Genomic DNA, 18,276 nt, shown 5'->3' on the forward strand with positions numbered 1-18,276 from the left:
CTGCCGGGATGGCAGGGTAAGCCGGCAATTGTAAGCCATTGATCCGGGCCGGGGAAAGCCCGGGCGCCGGTCCCCCTCCAGCCGGTTCGCTCCGGTCGGGCAAGCAGCGCCGGCTTCAGCGGAACGGCATCCCCCCGCGCCCCATCATGCCCTGCATCCCGCGCATGAGCCCCTTCATGCCGCCGCGGCCCATCTTCGCCATCATCTTTTCCATCTGCTGGTACTGCTTCATCAGCTTGTTGACGTCGGCCGGCGCCATGCCGGCGCCGCGGGCGATGCGGGCGCGGCGCGAGCCGTTGAGCAGCGCCGGGTTGCGGCGCTCCTTCTTGGTCATCGAATTGATGATCGCGACCATCCGCGGCACTTCCTTGCCGGTGACCTGGGCCTTGACGTGGTCGGGGATCTGGCCGACGCCGGGCAGCTTGTCCATCAGCCCGGCCAGGCCGCCCATGTTCTGCATCTGCTCGAGCTGGTCGCGCATGTCGTTGAGGTCGAACTTGCGGCCCTTGGCGACCTTCTCGGCCAGCTTCTGCGCCTTGTCGCGGTCGACCTGCTGCTCGACTTGCTCCACCAGCGACAGCACGTCGCCCATGTCGAGGATGCGGCTGGCGACGCGATCGGGATGGAACACGTCCAGGCCGTCGGTCTTCTCGCCGGTGCCGATGAACTTGATCGGCTTGCCGGTGATGTAGCGCACGCTCAACGCGGCGCCACCGCGGGCGTCGCCGTCGGTCTTGGTCAGCACCACGCCGGTCAGCGGCAGCGCCTCGCTGAAGTGCTTGGCGGTCGTCGCCGCGTCCTGGCCGGTCATGGAATCGACCACGAACAGGGTCTCGGCCGGGTTCGCGGCCGCGTGCAGCGCCTTGATCTCGGCCATCATCGCGGCGTCGATGCTGGTGCGGCCGGCGGTATCGACGATCAGCACGTCGACATAGGACTTGCGGGCGTCCTCGATCGCGGCGCGGACGATGGCCTCGGGCTGCTGCGAGGCGTCCGACGCGAAGAACAGCACGCCGACCTGCTGCGCCAGCGTCTTCAGCTGCTCGATCGCGGCCGGACGGTAGACGTCGGCGCTGACCACCATCACTTTCTTCTTGCGCCGTTCTTTCAGGTGCCTGGCGAGCTTGGCCACGGTGGTGGTCTTGCCCGCGCCCTGCAGGCCGGCCATCAGGATCACCGCCGGCGCCGGCACATTGAGATTGAGGTCGCTGGCCTGCGCGCCCATCACCGCGGTCAGCTCGTCGCGGACAATCCGGATCAGCGCCTGGCCGGGGGTCAGCGATTTCAGCACTTCCTGCCCGACCGCACGCACCTTGATCCGCTGGATCAGCGCCTGCACCACCGGCAGCGCGACGTCGGCCTCGAGCAGCGCGATCCGCACCTCGCGGGTGGCCTCGGTGATGTTGGATTCGGTCAGCCGGCCGCGGCCGCGCAGGCGCTCGATGGTGCCGGACAGGCGCTGGGTCAGGGATTCGAACATGGGCGCGGAAACCGTGCGGAAAACGGGCGCAAAGTATAGCCGGGCGCGCGCGGCGCCCCGCGGCACTGCCGTCGGAGCCGCAACCTCGCGCGGTCGCTGGCCGGCCGCGCCCGCGCCCGCCGCCGGCGCGGAAACGCTGCGGCTCGCGGCCAAGGCCCGGAGAATGCGCCGCGGGCCGGTGCCGCCCCTGCGCGGCTATGCGAAACTGCCGCGATGGCAACCGTGCTCATCGCCGCCCTGCTCTATCTCGTGGCCACCGGCCTGCTGGTCGCGTTGCTGCGCCGCGAGCGCGGCGGGGCCCGCAGCTGGCTGCTGCCGGCGGTGTTCGCGATCGCCCTGCATGGCGTGGTGCACGTGCTGGCGTGGCGGCAGTCGGGCGGAACCGACATGCACTTTTTCGCCGCGCTGTCGCTGACCGGGCTGGGCATGGCGGCCTTGACCGCGGGGTTCGGCGCCGGCGGGCGGATGCAGGCGCTGGGGGTGGTGGTGTATCCGCTGGCGGCCGCCTCGCTGCTGGCTTACGCGGGCTACGGCCGGCATCCGGCCGAAGTACTGGGCTGGCGCCTGCAGCTGCACGCCTGGTGCGCGCTGCTCGCCTACGCCACGCTGGCAGTCGCGGCGCTGCTGGCGATGATGCTGTGGCTGCAGGAGCGCGCCCTGCGCCGCCACCGCATCAGCGGCTGGCTGCGTGCGCTGCCGCCGCTGACCGAGCTGGAAACGCTGCTGTTCCGCACCATCGCCGCCGGCTTCGTGCTGCTCAGCGCCACCCTGCTGACCGGCGTGCTGTTCGTGGAGGACCTGTTGGCCCAGCACCTGGCGCACAAGACCGTGTTCAGCGTGCTGTCCTGGCTGGCATTCGGGATCCTGCTGCTGGGGCGTTGGCGTTCCGGCTGGCGCGGCCGGATCGCGGTGCGCTGGACGCTGGCGGCGATGGCGCTGCTGGTGCTGGCCTTCTTCGGCAGCAAGTTCGTGCTGGAGCTGGTCCTGCAGCGCGGCCCCTGAACGGGCCGGCCCGGGAACGGCCGCCGGTTTGCCCGGTTCCGCCGGCACGACCGTGGCGTCGGGCGCGACAAGTGTGCCCTCCGCCCCCTCGTTCTCGACTCCGATTCTCGACCTTGGTTCTCGAGCCCGGCCTTGCCCGTGCCTCAGCCGGCGGCGTCGATGGCGTCGGCCAGCCGCTCCACCGCGATCACCTCGAGCCCCTTGTAGCTGCCGGACTTGGGCGCATTCGCCCTGGCCACGATCGCGCGGCGAAAGCCGTGGGTCGCGGCTTCCTTCAACCGCTCCTCGCCATTGGGCACGGGGCGGATCTCTCCGGACAGGCCGATCTCGCCGAAGGCCACCGTCTTGTCCGCCAGCGGTCGGTCGCGCAGCGACGACAGCACCGCCAGCAGCACCGGCAGGTCGGCCGCGGTTTCCTGCACGCGGATGCCGCCGACCACGTTGACGAACACGTCCTGGTCGGCCACGCCGATGCCGCCGTGGCGGTGCAGCACCGCCAGCAGCATCGCCAGCCGGTTCTGTTCCAGGCCGACCGCGACCCGGCGCGGGTTGGACAGCGGCGAGCTGTCCACCAGCGCCTGCACTTCCACCAGCAGCGGCCGCGTGCCTTCGCGCGTCACCATCACGCAGCTGCCGGGCTGCTGCAGACTGCCGCCGGAGAGGAAGATCGCCGACGGGTTCGGTACTTCCTTCAGCCCCTGTTCGCCCATCGCGAACACGCCCAGCTCGTTGACCGCGCCGAAACGGTTCTTGAACGCGCGCAGTACGCGGAAGCGGCTGCCGCTCTCGCCCTCGAAATACAACACCGCATCGACCATGTGCTCCAGCACGCGCGGGCCGGCGATGCCGCCCTCCTTGGTGACGTGGCCGACCAGGAACACCGCGGTGCCGGTTTCCTTGGCGTAGCGCACCAGGCGCGCGGCCGATTCGCGCACCTGGCTGACCGAACCGGGCGCCGCGGTCAGCGATTCGGTCCACAGCGTCTGCACCGAATCGGCGACGATCATCCGCGGGCGCATCGCCGCGGCGTGCTCGAGGATGCGCTCGATCCCGGTCTCGGCCAGCGCATGCACGCCGTCGACCGCCAGCCCGAGGCGCGCGGCGCGCCCGGCGACCTGGCCGAGTGATTCCTCGCCGGTCACGTAAAGACTGCTGAACCCCGCCCCTCCCGACGCGCCGCCGGCCGCCATCTTCGCCACCGCCTGCAGCAGCAGCGTCGACTTGCCGATGCCCGGGTCGCCGCCGACCAGCACCACCGCGCCTTCGACCAGACCGCCGCCGAGCACGCGGTCGAACTCGCCGATGCCGGTGGAGACGCGCGCGTCTTCCTGGTGGCGCACGTCCGAGAGCGCGGTGACCTTCGGCGCGTCGACCTTGCCGGCCCAGCCCCCCCGCCGCGACGGCGACTTCGCCACCGCGCCCGCTGGCTCCAGCACGATTTCCGACAGGGTGTTCCAGGCGCCGCACTCGGCGCATTGCCCCTGCCATTTGTTGTGCTCGCCGCCGCATTCGGTGCAGACGTAGGCGGTCCGCGCCTTGCTCGTGGATTTCGCGACCATCGCCTTCCCCGTTCCGATGTCGCCACTGTAGCGGCCCGCGGTCGCAGGCGGGGAGATCGGCGGGAGGAAGACCGGTGCCTGGCCCTGACAGGCGGCTCCGCCGTGCGGCGGAGCCTGCGTCGTCGGGCGCTGCAATCCAGAAAAACGAAGCCCCGCGTCCGCGGGGCTTCGAGTGCCTGGTGCCGGAAACAGGAGTCGAACCTGCGACCTACGCATTACGAATGCGCCGCTCTACCAACTGAGCTATTCCGGCGTGTCTGTGACCCGGCCCTGGCGACCGGAGCGGGCCGCGCGTCGCGGCAGGGAGCGGATTCTAGCCGCTCGCGGCTCAGTCGACCAGTTGCGGCCGCAGCTCCTTGGGCAGGGCGAACACCATGTCCTCCGGCTTGCCGTCGAGCTCGCGCACGGTCTGCGCCCCGAGCTGCTGCAGGCGCTCGATCACGCCTCGCACCAGCACCTCCGGCGCCGAGGCCCCGGCGGTAACGCCGATGTTGCGGCGCCCGGCGATCCAGCCCGGATCGATCTGGCTCGCGCCGTCGACCAGGTGCGCCTCCACGCCCTCGCGCTCGGCCAGCTCGCGCAGGCGGTTGGAGTTGGAGCTGTTGGGCGAACCCACCACCAGCAGCAGGTCGCACTGGCGCGCCAGCTCGCGCACCGCGTCCTGGCGGTTCTGGGTCGCGTAGCAGATGTCGTCGCGGCGCGGCCCCTGGATCGCGGGGAAGCGGGCCCGGAGCGCGTCGATGATGGCCTTGGCGTCGTCCACCGACAGCGTGGTCTGGGTGGTATAGGCGAGGTTGTCGGGCTGCTCGACCTGCAAGGTCGCGACCTGGGCGAGGTTTTCGACCAGGTGGATGCGGCCGTTCCCGGGCGCGCGCTTCCACTGCCCCATCGTGCCCTCGACCTCGGGGTGGCCGGCATGGCCGATCAGGATCATGTCGCGCCCGGCGCGGCAGTGGCGCTCGACCTCCAGATGCACCTTGGTCACCAGCGGGCAGGTGGCGTCGAACACCCGGAATCCGCGTCGCTCGGCTTCCGTGCGCACCGCCTGCGACACGCCGTGGGCGCTGAAGACCACGGTGGCGCCGTCGGGAATCTCGTCCAGGTTCTCGACGAAGATCGCACCGCGCCGCTTGAGGTCCTCGACCACGTAGCGGTTGTGCACCACCTCGTGGCGCACGTAGATCGGCGCGCCGAGGATCTCCAGCGCGCGCCTGACGATCGCGATCGCGCGATCGACGCCGGCGCAGAATCCGCGGGGATTGGCGAGGATGATGTCCATGCCGGCATTGTACCTTGCGTCCGGCGGCCGCCCCGGTGGAACGCGCCGGCCGAACGCGCGACCAGGCGGTCGCGGCCGGTCAGCCCTTGGGCTTTTGCACCAGCCCGAACAGGGCAATGCCGACCGCGCCGGCGACGATCGCCGCATCGGCCAGGTTGAACGCCGGCCAGTAGTAGTCGCGCCAGTACCACTGGATGAAGTCGACGACGTGGCCGTGCTGCAGGCGGTCGATGACGTTGCCGAGGGCGCCGCCGATCACCAGCGCGTACGGCAACGCGGTCTTCCAGTCCGCGCGCGGGGTCTTGACCAGCCACCACGCCAGCAGCGCGCTGATCGCTGCGGCGAGCGCCACGAACAGGTATTGCTGCCAGCCGCCGGCGTCGCTCAGGAAGCTGAATGCGGCGCCGGTGTTGTAGGTGCGGAACCAGTTCCAGACGCCGTCGATCACCGGCACCGGCCGGAACTCGGGCAGGCTGCGCAGCACCCACAGCTTGCTGAGCTGGTCCAGCCCCACGACCACGGCCGACAGCAGCAGCCAGGGCAAGGCGTTGGGTTGCGGTTTTTGCATTTCGACCATCCTCAGAACCAGTGCCGCTGCTCGCCCGGGCCGTCGACGTTGGACACGCAGCGACCGCAGATCTGCGGGTGCTGCGGATGGCTGCCGACATCGGCGCGGTGCTGCCAGCAGCGCACGCATTTGCGCTTGTCGGTCGCGGTGGCCAGCACGGCGATGTCCGTGGCGGCGGCGTCGGCGACGATGCGCACGTCGCCGCTGATCAGCAGGAAGCGCAACTCATCGGCCAGCGGTGCCAGCCAGTCGCGGTCGGCGGCGTTGCAGTGCAGCGCGATTTCCGCGTCCAGCGCCGCGCCGATCTGCCCGGCCGCGCGCATCGGCTCCAGCACCTTGGCGACGTCCTCGCGCAGCACCAGCAGGCGCTCGAAGTCCGCGGCCGACAGCGGCGCGTCCTCGCCCAGCGGCGCCAGGCCGTCGTACCAGGTCGCGAACAGCACGTTGCCGCCGCGCTTTTCGTCGCCCGGCGCCGGCGGCAGGTAGCCCCACATTTCATCGGCGGTGAACGACAGGATCGGCGCGATCCAGCGCACCAGCGCTTCGGCGACGCGGTACATCGCGCTTTGCGCGCTGCGGCGGCCGGCCGAATCCTCCGGCATCGTGTACAGCCGGTCCTTGGTCACGTCCAGATACAGCGCGCCGAGGTCGACGCTGCAGAAATTCGACAGCGCCTGCACCACCTCGGCGAAGTCGTAGCGCGCGTAGGCCGCCGCGATCTTCTGCTGCAGGCCGTAGGCGCGGTGCACGATCCACTGGTCCAGCGCGACCATGTCCGCCGGCGCGACCAGGTGCCGCGCCGGCTCGAAGCCGTTGAGGTTGCCGAGCAGGAAGCGCGCGGTGTTGCGGATGCGGCGGTAGGCGTCGGCGGTGCGCTTGAGGATCTCCTGCGACAGCGACATCTCGTTGCGGTAATCGGTGGACAGGATCCACAACCGCAGGATGTCGGCGCCCAGGGTCTTGATGATGTCCTGCGGCTCGATGCCGTTGCCCAGCGACTTGGACATCTTGCGGCCCTGCGCATCGACGGTGAAGCCGTGCGTCAGGCACTGCCGGTAAGGCGCCACGCCGTCCATCGCCACGCCGGTGAGCAGCGAGGACTGGAACCAGCCGCGATGCTGATCGGAGCCTTCCAGGTACAGCTCGGCCGGCTTGTGCAGCCGGTCCTGCGGCCGCTGCGCCAGCACGCAAGCGTGCGAGACGCCGGAATCGAACCAGACATCGAGGATGTCGGTGACCTTCTCGTAGCGCGCCGCATCGGCGCCGAGCAGTGCGGACGGATCCAGCGCGTACCAGGCGTCGACGCCGTCGCGCTCGACCAGGTCGGCGACGCGGCGCATCAACGCCGGCGTGTCCGGGTGCGGTTCGCCGGACTCGCGCTCGTAGAACAGCGCGATCGGCACGCCCCAGGTGCGCTGGCGGCTGATGCACCAGTCCGGGCGGCCCTCGACCATGCCGGCGATGCGCGCCCGGCCCCAGTCGGGGATCCAGTCGACCTCCCCCACCGCCGCCAGCGCGTCGCGGCGCAGCTGCGCCTGTTCCATCGCGATGAACCACTGCGGCGTGGCGCGGAACGCGACCGGGGTGTGGTGCCGCCAGCAGTGCGGATAGCTGTGGGTGATGGTGGCGTGCGCGAGCAGCGTGCCGTTGCCGCGCAGGACCTCGACGATCGCGGCGTTGGCCTTCCAGATATGGGTGCCGGCCAGCGCGGTGTCGCCGGCCGGCGGCGTCGACGGCAGGTACACGCCGCGACCGTCGACCGGGTTGAGTTCGGCGGCCGGATACTTGTCGACCAGGCCGTAGCGCTGGCCGACCACGAAGTCGTCCTGGCCGTGGCCGGGCGCGGTGTGCACCGCGCCGGTGCCGTCCTCGGCGGAGACGTGGTCGCCGAGCAGGATCGGGATTTCGCGCGCGCAAGCGGGCGTGTCGTAAAACGGATGCTGCAGGCGCTGGCCTTCGAGCGCGATGCCGCGCGCGCGGCCCAGGACCACGACGTCGTCGATGCCGTAACGCTGCAGCGCGGGCGCGGCCAGCGCCTCGGCCAGCACCAGCAGGCGGCGCCGGCCGTCGCCCGTGCGCGGGCCTTCGACCAGCACGTAGTCCAGCTCCGGGCCGACGCTGACCGCCAGGCTCGCCGGCAAGGTCCACGGCGTGGTGGTCCAGATCGGCACCGCCACCAGCGCACCCTCGGGCACGGCGACGCCGAATGCTGCGGCCAGCGCTTGCGGCTGCTTCGCCGGATAGGCGACATCGACCGCCGGCGACTGCTTGTCCTGATATTCGATCTCGGCCTCGGCTAGCGCCGAACCGCAGTCGAAGCACCAGTGCACGGGCTTGACCCCGCGCGCCAGGTGGCCGCGCTCGATGATCGTCGCCAGCGCGCGCAGCATCCCGGCCTCGTAAGCCGGATCCAGGGTGCGGTACGGATGCTCCCAGTCGGCGATCACGCCCAGGCGCTTGAAGTCGCGGCGCTGCAGGTCGATCTGCTGCAACGCGTACTCGCGGCATTTGGCGCGGAACTGCGCGGCGTCGAGTTTGTCGCCGACCTTGCCGAACTTCTTCTCCACCGCCAGCTCGATCGGCAGGCCGTGGCAGTCCCAGCCCGGCACGAACGGCGCATCGAAGCCGGCCAGCAGGCGCGATTTGACCACCGCGTCCTTGAGCACCTTGTTGACCGCGTGGCCCAGGTGGATCGCGCCGTTGGCGTACGGCGGGCCATCGTGCAGTACCCACGCCGGGCGGCCCTGCGCCTGCGCGCGGATTTGTGCGTACAGGCCCGCGTCCTCCCAGCGCGCGAGCATGTCCGGCTCGCGCCGGGGCAGGTCGCCGCGCATCGGGAAGTCGGTGGCCGGCAGATGAATCGTGGCCTTGTAACGGTTGCTGTCGGTCGCGGAATCTGCGCTCACGCTGTTGCCTGTCGTTGCGATGCTGCTCGTGGAATGTCCGCACCGGGAGATGCGGACGCGTGTTCTTGGGCGAGGATACGACGCGCCTGCGCGGCATCGCGCTGCATCTGCGCCGCCAGCGCCGGCAGGCCGTCGAAGGTTTCCTCGTCGCGCAGTCGGGCGACGAACTCGACCTCGATCCGGCGCCCGTACAGGTCGCCGTCGAAGTCGAACAGATGCGCCTCCAGCAGCGGCTCGACCCCGGCCACGGTCGGGCGCGTGCCGAAACTCGACACCGACGGCCAGGGCTGCGCGGCGACGCCGTGCACGCGGGTGGCGAAGATCCCCGACAGCGGCGGCCGCTTGCCGCCGAAGCGCAGGTTGGCGGTGGGGAAGCCGAGCGCGCGGCCGAGCTGGCGCCCGCGCACCACGCGGCCGCCGATCGCGTACGGACGCCCCAGCAGGCGCGCGGCGCCCGCAAAGTCGCCCGCCTGCAGCGCGGCGCGGATGCGGGTGCTGGAGACCCGCTCGCCGTCCAGCAGCACCGGCGCGATTTCGCCCGCCGCGAAGCCGTGGCGCGCGCCCTGCCGCTGCAACGTCGCCAGGTTGCCGCCACGGCGCTGGCCAAACCGGAAACCGGGCCCGACCCAGGCCTCGCGCACGCGCAGGCGTTCGAGCAGCAGCCCGCGCACGAAGGCTTCCGCGCTCATTTCCGCCAGCCGTGCATCGAAGCGCAGCAATCCGACGACGTCCGCGCCCAGCGCGCGCAAGCCCAGCACCTTCGCCCGCGGCAGCAGCAACCGCGATGGCATCGGCCTGGCGAAGAATTCGCGCGGCAACGGCTCGAAGGTCAGTGCCACCAGCGGTACGCCGAGCGACCGCGCACACGCGGCGGCGTGCCGCAGCAACGCCTGGTGGCCCAGGTGCAGGCCATCGAAGGCGCCGATGCAGACCACGCTGCCCTGCGGGCACAGGAGCCCGCCGTCGACGTCGCGGAACAGATTCATGCGGATGGGTGGACGGCCCTGCCGTGGCGGGCCTTTGCAGAGGAGCGGCCGAAAAGTATAGCCGCGCCCCTGCTGCCGGGGCCGGGGCGGCTCAATGTCGCAGGTCGCGCGGGCGGATGCCCTGCAGCCACAACAACGCGGCATAGGCGAGCGCGCCGGCGCCGACCACCACCGCCAGGCGCCACGCGCGTTGCCACCACGGCCATGTGGTCCAGTCCGGCCACAGCCACAGCAACGCCAGCACCACCGCGACCATGCCGACCGCGGCCACCGCCAGTTGCCGCAGGAACCGGCGCCAGCCCGGCTGCACCGCGTACACCGCCGCGCGCCGCAGGTACCACCACAGCTGCACCGCGTTGAGCCAGCCGGCCAACGCGATCGCCAGCGCCAGGCAGGCGTGCGCGCCGGACACCCGGCCGAGGGCATCGAACGCGCGTCCGTCCGAGGCCGCCAGCGCGGCGCGTCCGGGCTCGGTCCACAGCAGCAGCGCCGCCAGCAGGGCGACGGTGAACAACAGGTTGCCGGCGACCGCCACCACCGCCGCCTTCACCGGCGTGCGCGTGTCCTGGCGCGAATAGAACGCCGGCGCCAGCACCTTCACCAGCAGGAACGCCGGTACCGCGGTCGCCTGCGCCACCAGGCTCAGGCGGCTCATGCGGGTGTCGTGCGCGGTGAAGTTGCCGTGCTGGAACAAGGTCGCGATCAACGGTTCGGCGCACAGGATCAGGCCCAGGCAGGCCGGCACGCCAATCAGCAGGCACAGCCGGAAGCCCCAGTCCAGCGCCCGGGAAAATCCCTGCGGATCGGTCGAGGCGTGGCGCCCGGAAAGGTGCGGCAGGATCACCGTGCCGATGGCGACCCCGAACATGCCCAGCGGGAATTCCAGCAGCCGGTCGGTGTAGTACAGCCAGGTCACGCTGCCGCCGATCAGGAACGAGGCCATGATGGTGTTGAGCAGCAGGTTGACCTGCGCCACGGAAGCGCCGAACAGCGTCGGCACCATCAGCCGCATGATCTTGCGCACCCCGGCGTCGGCCACGCCCCAGCGCGGGCGCGGCAGCAGCCCCAGCCGCTGCAGCGAGGGCAGCTGGAACCCCAGTTGCAGGATGCCGGCCACGAACACGCCCCAGGCCAGCGCTTTCACCGGCTCGGCCAGGTACGGCGCCACGCACAGCGCCGCGGCGATCATCGACAGGTTCATCAGCAGCGGCGACAGCGCCGGGATCGCGAACCGCCCATAGCTGTTGAGGATGCCGCCGGCCAGTGCCGCCAGCGAGATGAACAGGGCATACGGGAAGGTGATCCGCAACAGCTCCGCCGCCAGCCGGCCCTGCTCGGTCTCGGTGCCGAAGCCGGGCGCGAACACCGGCATGATCCACGGCGCGGCCAGCACCGCCGCCGCGGTCAGCACCAGCAGGAACGCGGCCAGGGTCCCGGCCACGCGGTCGACCAGCGCCTTGACCGCGGCGTGGTCGCCGCGCGCCTTGTATTCGGCCAGCACCGGCACGAAGGCCATCGAGAACGAGCCCTCGGCCGAGAGCCGGCGCATGAAGTTGGGGATCCGGAAGGCGACGACGAAGGCGTCCATCATCGGGCTGGCGCCGAATACCGCGGCGTAGACCTGGTCCCGCACCAGGCCGGTGATGCGCGAGAGGAAGGTCATCGCGCTGAACACCGCGGTGGAGCGCAGCAGGCCGACCCGCGGCGCCGCCGCCGCAGACGGTTCCGGGCCGGGGCCGGCGGCGCTCAACGCGGCTCCGCCGGGGCGGCCTGGTTGTTGACGCAAGTCCATGAATCGCCCATACTTTCCGGTCTGCCCGGGGCAAAACCCGTGGCACCCGCCCCATTCCCGACCGTCCCTATCCCAGTTTCCAGGATTTCCTCGTGGCCAACATCAAGTCCGCCAAGAAGCGCGCCAAGCAGACCGTCGTGCGCAATGCCCGCAACGCCGGCCAGCGTTCGATGCTGCGCACCGCCGTGAAGAAGGTGCTCAAGGCGCTCGACGCCAACGACGCCGCCGGCGCCCAGGCCGCGTTCGCCGTCGCCCAGCCGATCCTCGACCGCTTCAGCGCCCGCGGCCTGATCCACAAGAACAAGGCCGCCCGCCACAAGAGCCGCCTGAGCGCGCGCATCAAGGCACTCAAGGCCGCCTGAAGCCCCGCTTCCGGCTGTACCGAAAAACCCGGCGCACGCCGGGTTTTTTGTTGCCGGCGCCCGCGCTTCGGACGGCCGCGCCTCAGACGGCATCGGCCTCGCCCCGCGGCTGCCCGGCCTGCGCTTCGGCCTGCGCCTCGAGCCGTTCCTCGCGCAGCCGGTCCAGGAACGCCTGCACCTCGCGCATGATCGGCCAGGTGCCCTCGCGCGCGATCGCCGACACCACGTACCAGGGCTGCTCCCAGCCGAGTTCGGCGACGATCGCCCCGGCCGCGGCCTGCGCCTCGTCCGCGAGCATCAGGTCGGCCTTGTTGAACACCAGCCAGCGCGGCTTGCGCAGCAGCTCCGGGTCGTGCTTTCCCAGTTCGCGCTCGATCGCGCGCACCTGCTCGGCCGGACTCACGCCTTCCACCCCGCCGGGCATCGGTGCCATGTCGACCAGGTGCAGCAGCAGCCGCGTGCGCTGCAGGTGGCGCAGGAACCGGGCGCCCAGGCCGGCGCCGTCGGCCGCGCCCTCGATCAGGCCGGGAATGTCGGCGATCACGAAGCTGCGGTGCGGCTCCACGCTGACCACGCCCAGGTTCGGATACAGGGTGGTGAAGGGGTAGTCGGCGACCTTGGGCGTCGCCGCCGAGACCGCGCGGATGAAGGTCGACTTGCCGGCGTTGGGGAAGCCGAGCAGGCCGACATCGGCCAGCAGCTTCAGCTCCAGCTTGAGCACCCGCTGCTCGCCCTCGCCACCTGGTGTGGACTGCCGCGGCGAGCGGTTGGTGGAGCTCTTGAAGTGCATGTTGCCCAGCCCGCCCTTGCCGCCGCGCGCCACCAGCAGGCGCTCGCCATGGCGGGTCAGGTCGCCGATCATTTCGTCGGTGTCGACGTTGACCACCACCGTGCCGACCGGCACCGCGATCACGTTGTCGGCGCCGCCCTTGCCGTACATCTGGCTGCCCATGCCGTTCTCGCCGCGCTGGGCGCGGAACGTGCGCTGATGGCGGAAGTCGACCAGGGTGTTGAGATTCTCGTCGGCCTGCAGCCAGACGTCGCCGCCATCGCCGCCGTCGCCGCCGTCCGGGCCGCCGAGCGGGATGAACTTCTCGCGGCGGAAACCCACGCAGCCGTTGCCGCCGTTTCCGGCGATGACGGTGATTTCGGCTTCGTCGACGAGTTTCATGGCGGGGCCGGTATCTGGATTCGGGAGCGGGGTCGGGGACACCGCCAGTCTAGCGAGCGGGCGGAGGAAACCGGGAACCGCGCACCTCCGGATCCCGGATTCCCGGCGCGGGGGCCCCGCCCGGAAACGAAAAGCCCCGCCGAAGCGGGGCCTCTCGCGGCGCGGCGGCGCCGGTCAGGCGGCGGAGACCACGCTGACGGTGCGGCGCTTCTTCGGGCCCTTGGTCGCGAACTCGACGGTGCCGTCGACCAGCGCGAACAGGGTGTGGTCGCGGCCCAGGCCGACGCCCGGGCCCGGATGGAACTGGGTGCCGCGCTGGCGCACGATGATGTTGCCGGCCTCGATCGCCTGGCCGCCGTAGATCTTCACGCCGAGGTACTTCGGATTGGAGTCGCGGCCATTGCGGGTCGAACCGCCAGCCTTCTTGTGTGCCATGACTGCTGCTCCTTACTTGCTGCCGCCGGCGATGCCGGTGATCTGGATTTCGGTGTAATGCTGCCGGTGGCCCATCTGCTTGCGATGGTGCTTGCGGCGGCGGAACTTGACGATGCGGACCTTGTCGGCGCGGCCGTGGCCGACGATCTTGGCCGAGACGCTGGCGCCCTGCAGCGCGTCGCCGACCTTGATGCCGTCGCCGTCGCCCAGCAGCAGCACGTTGTCGAACTTGACCTCGCTGCCGGCTTCGGCATCGAGCAGCTCGACGCGCAGCGTTTCGCCTTCCATCACGCGGTATTGCTTGCCGCCGGTGACCAGTACTGCGTACATGTTTGCGGTTCCTGATTCGTGGATCTTCTGTAGTTCTTCTATGGCCTGACCGCCTTCGAGGGCGGGCAGAAGCGGAATTGTAGTGGTTTCAGTGGTTTGGAGCAACTTGGTCATGGCCGCGCCGGGCAGGGGGTGCCGGACGCGAGTGTCCCCCGGCCGCGGCCTGCAGCCACGAGATCCTCCTTGACTTCGCCCCAGCCCCCTCACCCGGCGTTCCCGGCTGTCCGCTCATGAGCCGCCGTGTTGAGGGTGCGGCCTGCCTGCCTTCGGGGCGAAGTAAAGGAGGAGGCAGCCGCCGGAGGCGGATGCCGGGGGACATTCGCCCCGAAGGCAGGCAGGCCGCACCTCCAGCCACCAGCCACCAGTGATCGGCGCGAAGCTGAACGAGGCCGGGTCGCCAGCCCTGCGACGGCGGGCGGGCAGGCTGGCGTACGCCCCGGTTTGCCCCCAGATCGGCGGCTCGTTACGCTCCTTGGGTTCGGCTGCGCGCTTCCGCCAGCCGGCCTCCCCCGCAGCCAAGGCCCGATTCCTCCGATGGCGATGGACTTCATCCGCATCCGCGGCGCGCGGACGCACAACCTCAAGAACATCGACCTCGACCTGCCGCGCGACAAGCTGATCGTGATCACCGGCCTGTCCGGCTCCGGCAAGTCCTCGCTCGCCTTCGACACGATCTATGCCGAGGGCCAGCGCCGCTACGTCGAATCGCTGTCGGCCTACGCGCGGCAGTTCCTCAGCGTGATGGAAAAGCCCGACATCGACCATATCGAGGGCCTGTCGCCGGCGATCTCGATCGAGCAGAAATCCACCTCGCACAACCCGCGCTCCACCGTCGGCACCATCACCGAGATCTACGACTACCTGCGCCTGCTGTACGCCCGCGTCGGCATCCCGCGCTGTCCGGACCACGGCTACCCGCTGGCGGCGCAGACCGTCAGCCAGATGGTCGACCAGGTGCTGGCGCTGGAACAGGACCCGGCGAAGGCCGGGCTGCGCTGGATGCTGCTGGCGCCGGTGGTGCGCGAGCGCAAGGGCGAGCACGCGCAGGTATTCGAACAGTTGCGCGCGCAGGGCTTCGTCCGCGTGCGGGTGGACGGCACGCTGTACGAGATCGACGCGGTGCCGCCGCTGGCGCTGCGGGTCAAGCACACGATCGAGGCGGTGATCGACCGCTTCAAGGTTCGCGAAGACCTCAAGCAGCGGCTGAGCGAAAGCTTCGAGACCGCGCTCAAGCTCGGCGACGGCATGGCCTCGGTGCAGGCGCTGGACGACCCGGCCGTCGAGCCGCTGCTGTTTTCGTCGAAGTACAGCTGCCCGGTGTGCGAATACGCGCTGCCGGAGCTGGAGCCGCGGCTGTTTTCCTTCAACGCGCCGATGGGCGCCTGCCCGAGCTGCGACGGCCTGGGCATCAGCGAGTTCTTCGATCCGGCGCGCGTGGTGGTGCATCCGGAACTGTCGCTCGCCGCCGGCGCCGTGCGCGGCTGGGATCGCCGCAACGCCTACTATTTCCAGCTGATCGCCTCGCTGGCCCGGCACTACGGCTTCAGCGTCGACACGCCGTGGCAGGAGCTGGAGGAAAGCGTGCGCCAGGCCGTGCTGTTCGGCAGCGATGGCGAGCAGATCGTCTTCAGCTACCTCACCGACGCCGGCGGCCGCAGCCAGCGCCGGCACAAGTTCGAGGGCATCGTGCCCAACCTGGAGCGCCGCTACCGGGAAACCGAGTCGGTGGCGGTGCGCGAGGAACTGGCCAAGTACATCAGCGAGCGCCCCTGCCCCGACTGCGGCGGCGCGCGCCTGAACCGCAGCGCGCGCAACGTGTTCGTCGGCGACACCGCGCTGCCGCAGATCGTGGTGCTGCCCATCGACGAGGCGCTGGCGTTCTTCGGCCGCCTGCAGCTGCCCGGCTGGCGCGGCGAGATCGCGGCCAAGATCGTCAAGGAAATCCGCGAACGGCTGACCTTCCTGGTCGACGTCGGCCTGGACTATCTGACCCTGGAGCGCAAGGCCGACACCCTGTCCGGCGGCGAGGCGCAGCGCATCCGCCTGGCCTCGCAGATCGGCGCCGGGCTGGTGGGCGTCATGTACGTGCTCGACGAGCCGTCGATCGGCCTGCACCAGCGCGACAACGAGCGCCTGCTCGGCACCCTGGTGCGCCTGCGCGACCTGGGCAATACCGTGATCGTGGTCGAGCACGACGAGGACGCGATCCGGCAGGCCGACCACATCGTCGACGTTGGCCCCGGCGCCGGCGTGCACGGCGGCGAAATCGTCGCCCAGGGCGACTACGCCGCGGTGCTGAAGGCGCCGCGCTCGGTCACCGGCCAGTTCCTCAGCGGCAAGCGCCGGATCGAGATCCCCAGGCAGCGGCACAAGCCCAATCCGAAGATGGTGCTGAAGCTGCTCGGCGCCTCGGGCAACAACCTCAAGGACGTCGACCTGGAGATCCCGACCGGGTTGTTCACCGCCATCACCGGCGTGTCCGGATCCGGCAAGTCGACCCTGATCAACGACACCCTGTACGCGCTGGCCGCCAACGAGATCAACGGCGCCTCGCACAAGCCGGCGCCGTACCGCGAGATCGAGGGCCTGGACCTGTTCGACAAGGTCGTGGCCATCGACCAGTCGCCGATCGGGCGCACGCCGCGCAGCAATCCGGCCACCTACACCGGCCTGTTCACCCCGCTGCGCGAGCTGTTCGCGCAGGTGCCGGAAGCGCGCGCGCGCGGCTACGCGCCGGGGCGCTTCTCCTTCAACGTGCGCGGCGGCCGCTGCGAGGCCTGCCAGGGCGACGGCCTGATCAAGGTCGAGATGCACTTCCTGCCCGACGTGTACGTGCCCTGCGACGTCTGCCACGGCAAGCGCTACAACCGCGAGACGCTGGAGATCCTGTACAAGGGCTTCAGCATCCACGACGTGCTGGAGATGACGGTCGAGGACGCGCTGAAGCTGTTCGAGCCGGTGCCGGCGCTGGCACGCAAGCTGGAGACGCTGGTGGACGTGGGCCTGAGCTACATCAAGCTCGGCCAGAGCGCGACCACCCTGTCGGGCGGCGAGGCGCAGCGGGTCAAACTGTCGAAGGAACTCTCGCGCCGCGACACCGGCCGCACCCTGTACATCCTCGACGAGCCGACCACCGGCCTGCACTTCCACGACATCGAGCACCTGCTCACGGTGCTGCACAAGCTGCGCGACGACGGCAACACGATCGTGGTGATCGAGCACAACCTGGACGTGATCAAGACCGCCGACTGGGTGGTCGACCTCGGCCCGGAGGGCGGCCATCGCGGCGGCCAGATCATCGCCCGCGGCACGCCGGAGGAACTGGCGAAGATGCCGCAGTCCTGGACCGGCCGGTTCCTGGCGCGGACGCTGGGACTCGACGCCAAACCGGCGAAGCGGAAGTCCGCGGCATGAGCGACCACGACCCGCAAGTCGCGACCCCCCGGCCCGCCCTGTTCCGGCTGCCGATCGCGCCGCGCTGGCGCGACCTGGACGCGTTCGACCACGTCAACAACTCCAATTTCCTCACCTACCTCGAGGAAGCGCGGATCCAATGGTTCGCGAGCCTGCGCAAGCCGTGGATGAGCGACGCCACCGCGCCGCTGCTGGCGGCGGTGCAGATCAACTACCGGCGGCCGATCGCCTACCCGTCGCAGATCGTGGTGGAACTGTTCGTCGAACGCGTGGGCAGCACCAGCGTGACCATCGGCCACCGCATCGTCGCGGCCGACGGCACGACGCTGCATGCCGACGGCCACGTGGTGATGGTGTGGATCGACCGCGCCAGCGGCCAGCCGGTGGCGCTGCCGGAAGCGGTCCGCGAGCTGGGTGGGTAAAAGCGAAACCGGATCAGGGTGAATTTCGTGCCGGGCAACCGGCAGCCGGGCGCACGATCAGATCGCGAAATTTCACTCTGCCGCCGTTTCCCCGCGCAGCTCGAATTCGCCCCGCAGCGTCCGCCCGTCCTGCAGCCTGAACTCGACCGCGACCTTGCTGCCCGACCGCAGCGGTGCGCGCGGCTGCATCAGCATCAGGTGCAGGCCGCCGCGCTCGAGCACGGCCGCGCTGCGGGGGGCGATGCGCAGCGCCGGCACCGCGCGCATGCGGCTGATCCCGTCCACGAGCCGGGTCTCGTGCAGCGAGGCGTCGGCGAACGCGGGACTGGTCACCGACACGATCGTCGCCGGCGTCGCGCAGGCGTTGTCGATGCGGCCGTAGCCGGCCAGCATCGGCATCGTCGCCGACGCCATCGGGCCCGGCGGCATCCGCACCCAGCCCTCGCGCACCTGCGGCGTGCACTCGCCGGCACAGGCCGCCAGCGACGCCAGGGCCAGGCCCAGGGCCAACCACGGCAGCGCGGCGCGAGTCATGTTCATCGGCCTATGATAGCGACAAGCCATTGCCGG

The 18,276-nt window shown here is 70.5% G+C and carries 14 protein-coding genes, 1 tRNA gene and 1 pseudogene; 4 read left to right on the top strand and 12 right to left on the bottom strand.

Going from position 1 to position 18,276, the window contains the following annotated elements; translation table 11 throughout:
* Positions 1-115: 115 nt before the first annotated feature.
* On the bottom strand, positions 116-1,480 hold the full coding sequence (ffh, locus tag D0Y53_RS08100) for a signal recognition particle protein (RefSeq protein ID WP_117202722.1): 1,365 nt from the start codon (positions 1,478-1,480) through the stop codon (positions 116-118).
* A gap of 213 nt (positions 1,481-1,693) precedes the next feature.
* On the opposite strand from ffh, the gene D0Y53_RS08105 reads away from it, so the two are divergent.
* Entirely contained in the window at positions 1,694-2,482 is a 789-nt protein-coding gene (locus tag D0Y53_RS08105; RefSeq protein WP_117202723.1) for a cytochrome C assembly family protein, read from the top strand.
* A gap of 143 nt (positions 2,483-2,625) precedes the next feature.
* Here the strand turns inward: D0Y53_RS08105 and radA are convergent, their stop codons facing one another.
* The 7 genes from radA to murJ all read right to left on the bottom strand — a co-directional run bounded on the left by radA (position 2,626) and on the right by murJ (position 11,530).
* Positions 2,626-4,041 carry a DNA repair protein RadA gene (gene radA / locus D0Y53_RS08110; protein ID WP_117202724.1) on the bottom strand — a complete coding sequence of 472 codons (1,416 nt, stop codon included), beginning with the start codon at positions 4,039-4,041 and terminating at the stop codon, positions 2,626-2,628.
* Between the two features lie 177 nt (positions 4,042-4,218).
* Positions 4,219-4,294 (bottom strand) — tRNA-Thr (locus D0Y53_RS08115).
* A 75-nt stretch (positions 4,295-4,369) separates the two neighbouring features.
* Positions 4,370-5,320 carry a 4-hydroxy-3-methylbut-2-enyl diphosphate reductase gene (ispH, locus tag D0Y53_RS08120; protein WP_117202725.1) on the bottom strand — a complete coding sequence of 317 codons (951 nt, stop codon included), beginning with the start codon at positions 5,318-5,320 and terminating at the stop codon, positions 4,370-4,372.
* A gap of 79 nt (positions 5,321-5,399) precedes the next feature.
* Positions 5,400-5,888, bottom strand: a complete 489-nt coding sequence (lspA, locus tag D0Y53_RS08125; protein WP_117202805.1) for a signal peptidase II — start codon at positions 5,886-5,888, stop codon at positions 5,400-5,402.
* Between the two features lie 11 nt (positions 5,889-5,899).
* Complete coding sequence (gene ileS, locus D0Y53_RS08130; RefSeq protein ID WP_233511716.1) at positions 5,900-8,722, bottom strand: isoleucine--tRNA ligase; 2,823 nt, start codon at positions 8,720-8,722, stop codon at positions 5,900-5,902.
* A gap of 68 nt (positions 8,723-8,790) precedes the next feature.
* Positions 8,791-9,780 carry a bifunctional riboflavin kinase/FAD synthetase gene (locus D0Y53_RS08135; protein WP_117202727.1) on the bottom strand — a complete coding sequence of 330 codons (990 nt, stop codon included), beginning with the start codon at positions 9,778-9,780 and terminating at the stop codon, positions 8,791-8,793.
* A 91-nt stretch (positions 9,781-9,871) separates the two neighbouring features.
* Positions 9,872-11,530, bottom strand: coding sequence for a murein biosynthesis integral membrane protein MurJ (gene murJ, locus D0Y53_RS08140; protein ID WP_386724222.1), 1,659 nt, complete (start codon positions 11,528-11,530; stop codon positions 9,872-9,874).
* 134 nt (positions 11,531-11,664) lie between these two features.
* Between murJ and rpsT the strand changes: the two genes are divergently transcribed.
* Positions 11,665-11,934: a 30S ribosomal protein S20 gene (gene rpsT / locus D0Y53_RS08145; RefSeq protein WP_117202729.1), complete on the top strand. Its 270-nt coding sequence runs from the start codon at positions 11,665-11,667 to the stop codon at positions 11,932-11,934.
* Positions 11,935-12,016: 82 nt separating this feature from the next.
* On the opposite strand, the gene obgE is transcribed toward rpsT, so the two are convergent.
* The 3 genes from obgE to rplU all read right to left on the bottom strand — a co-directional run bounded on the left by obgE (position 12,017) and on the right by rplU (position 13,870).
* Complete coding sequence (gene obgE / locus D0Y53_RS08150) at positions 12,017-13,105, bottom strand: GTPase ObgE (protein ID WP_117202730.1); 1,089 nt, start codon at positions 13,103-13,105, stop codon at positions 12,017-12,019.
* 174 nt (positions 13,106-13,279) lie between these two features.
* The gene (gene rpmA, locus D0Y53_RS08155; protein ID WP_117202731.1) at positions 13,280-13,540 is read right to left on the bottom strand and encodes a 50S ribosomal protein L27; all 261 of its coding nucleotides are present in this window, start codon (positions 13,538-13,540) and stop codon (positions 13,280-13,282) included.
* 12 nt (positions 13,541-13,552) lie between these two features.
* Positions 13,553-13,870 carry a 50S ribosomal protein L21 gene (gene rplU / locus D0Y53_RS08160; RefSeq protein WP_117202732.1) on the bottom strand — a complete coding sequence of 106 codons (318 nt, stop codon included), beginning with the start codon at positions 13,868-13,870 and terminating at the stop codon, positions 13,553-13,555.
* Between the two features lie 534 nt (positions 13,871-14,404).
* Here rplU and uvrA point away from each other — a divergent pair.
* Positions 14,405-17,324, top strand: a pseudogene (uvrA, locus tag D0Y53_RS08165) (excinuclease ABC subunit UvrA); the annotation flags it as partial.
* Positions 17,281-17,706, top strand: a complete 426-nt coding sequence (locus D0Y53_RS08170; RefSeq protein ID WP_117202734.1) for an acyl-CoA thioesterase — start codon at positions 17,281-17,283, stop codon at positions 17,704-17,706. The pseudogene uvrA and the gene D0Y53_RS08170, both read left to right, overlap by 44 nt.
* Positions 17,707-17,778: 72 nt before the next feature.
* Here D0Y53_RS08170 and D0Y53_RS08175 read toward each other — a convergent pair whose 3' ends face one another.
* Complete coding sequence (locus D0Y53_RS08175; RefSeq protein ID WP_233511713.1) at positions 17,779-18,246, bottom strand: copper chaperone PCu(A)C; 468 nt, start codon at positions 18,244-18,246, stop codon at positions 17,779-17,781.
* Positions 18,247-18,276: the final 30 nt, after the last annotated feature.

Origin of the sequence: Cognatiluteimonas weifangensis (assembly GCF_003416885.1) — a bacterium.
GTDB lineage: Bacteria > Pseudomonadota > Gammaproteobacteria > Xanthomonadales > Xanthomonadaceae > Cognatiluteimonas > Cognatiluteimonas weifangensis.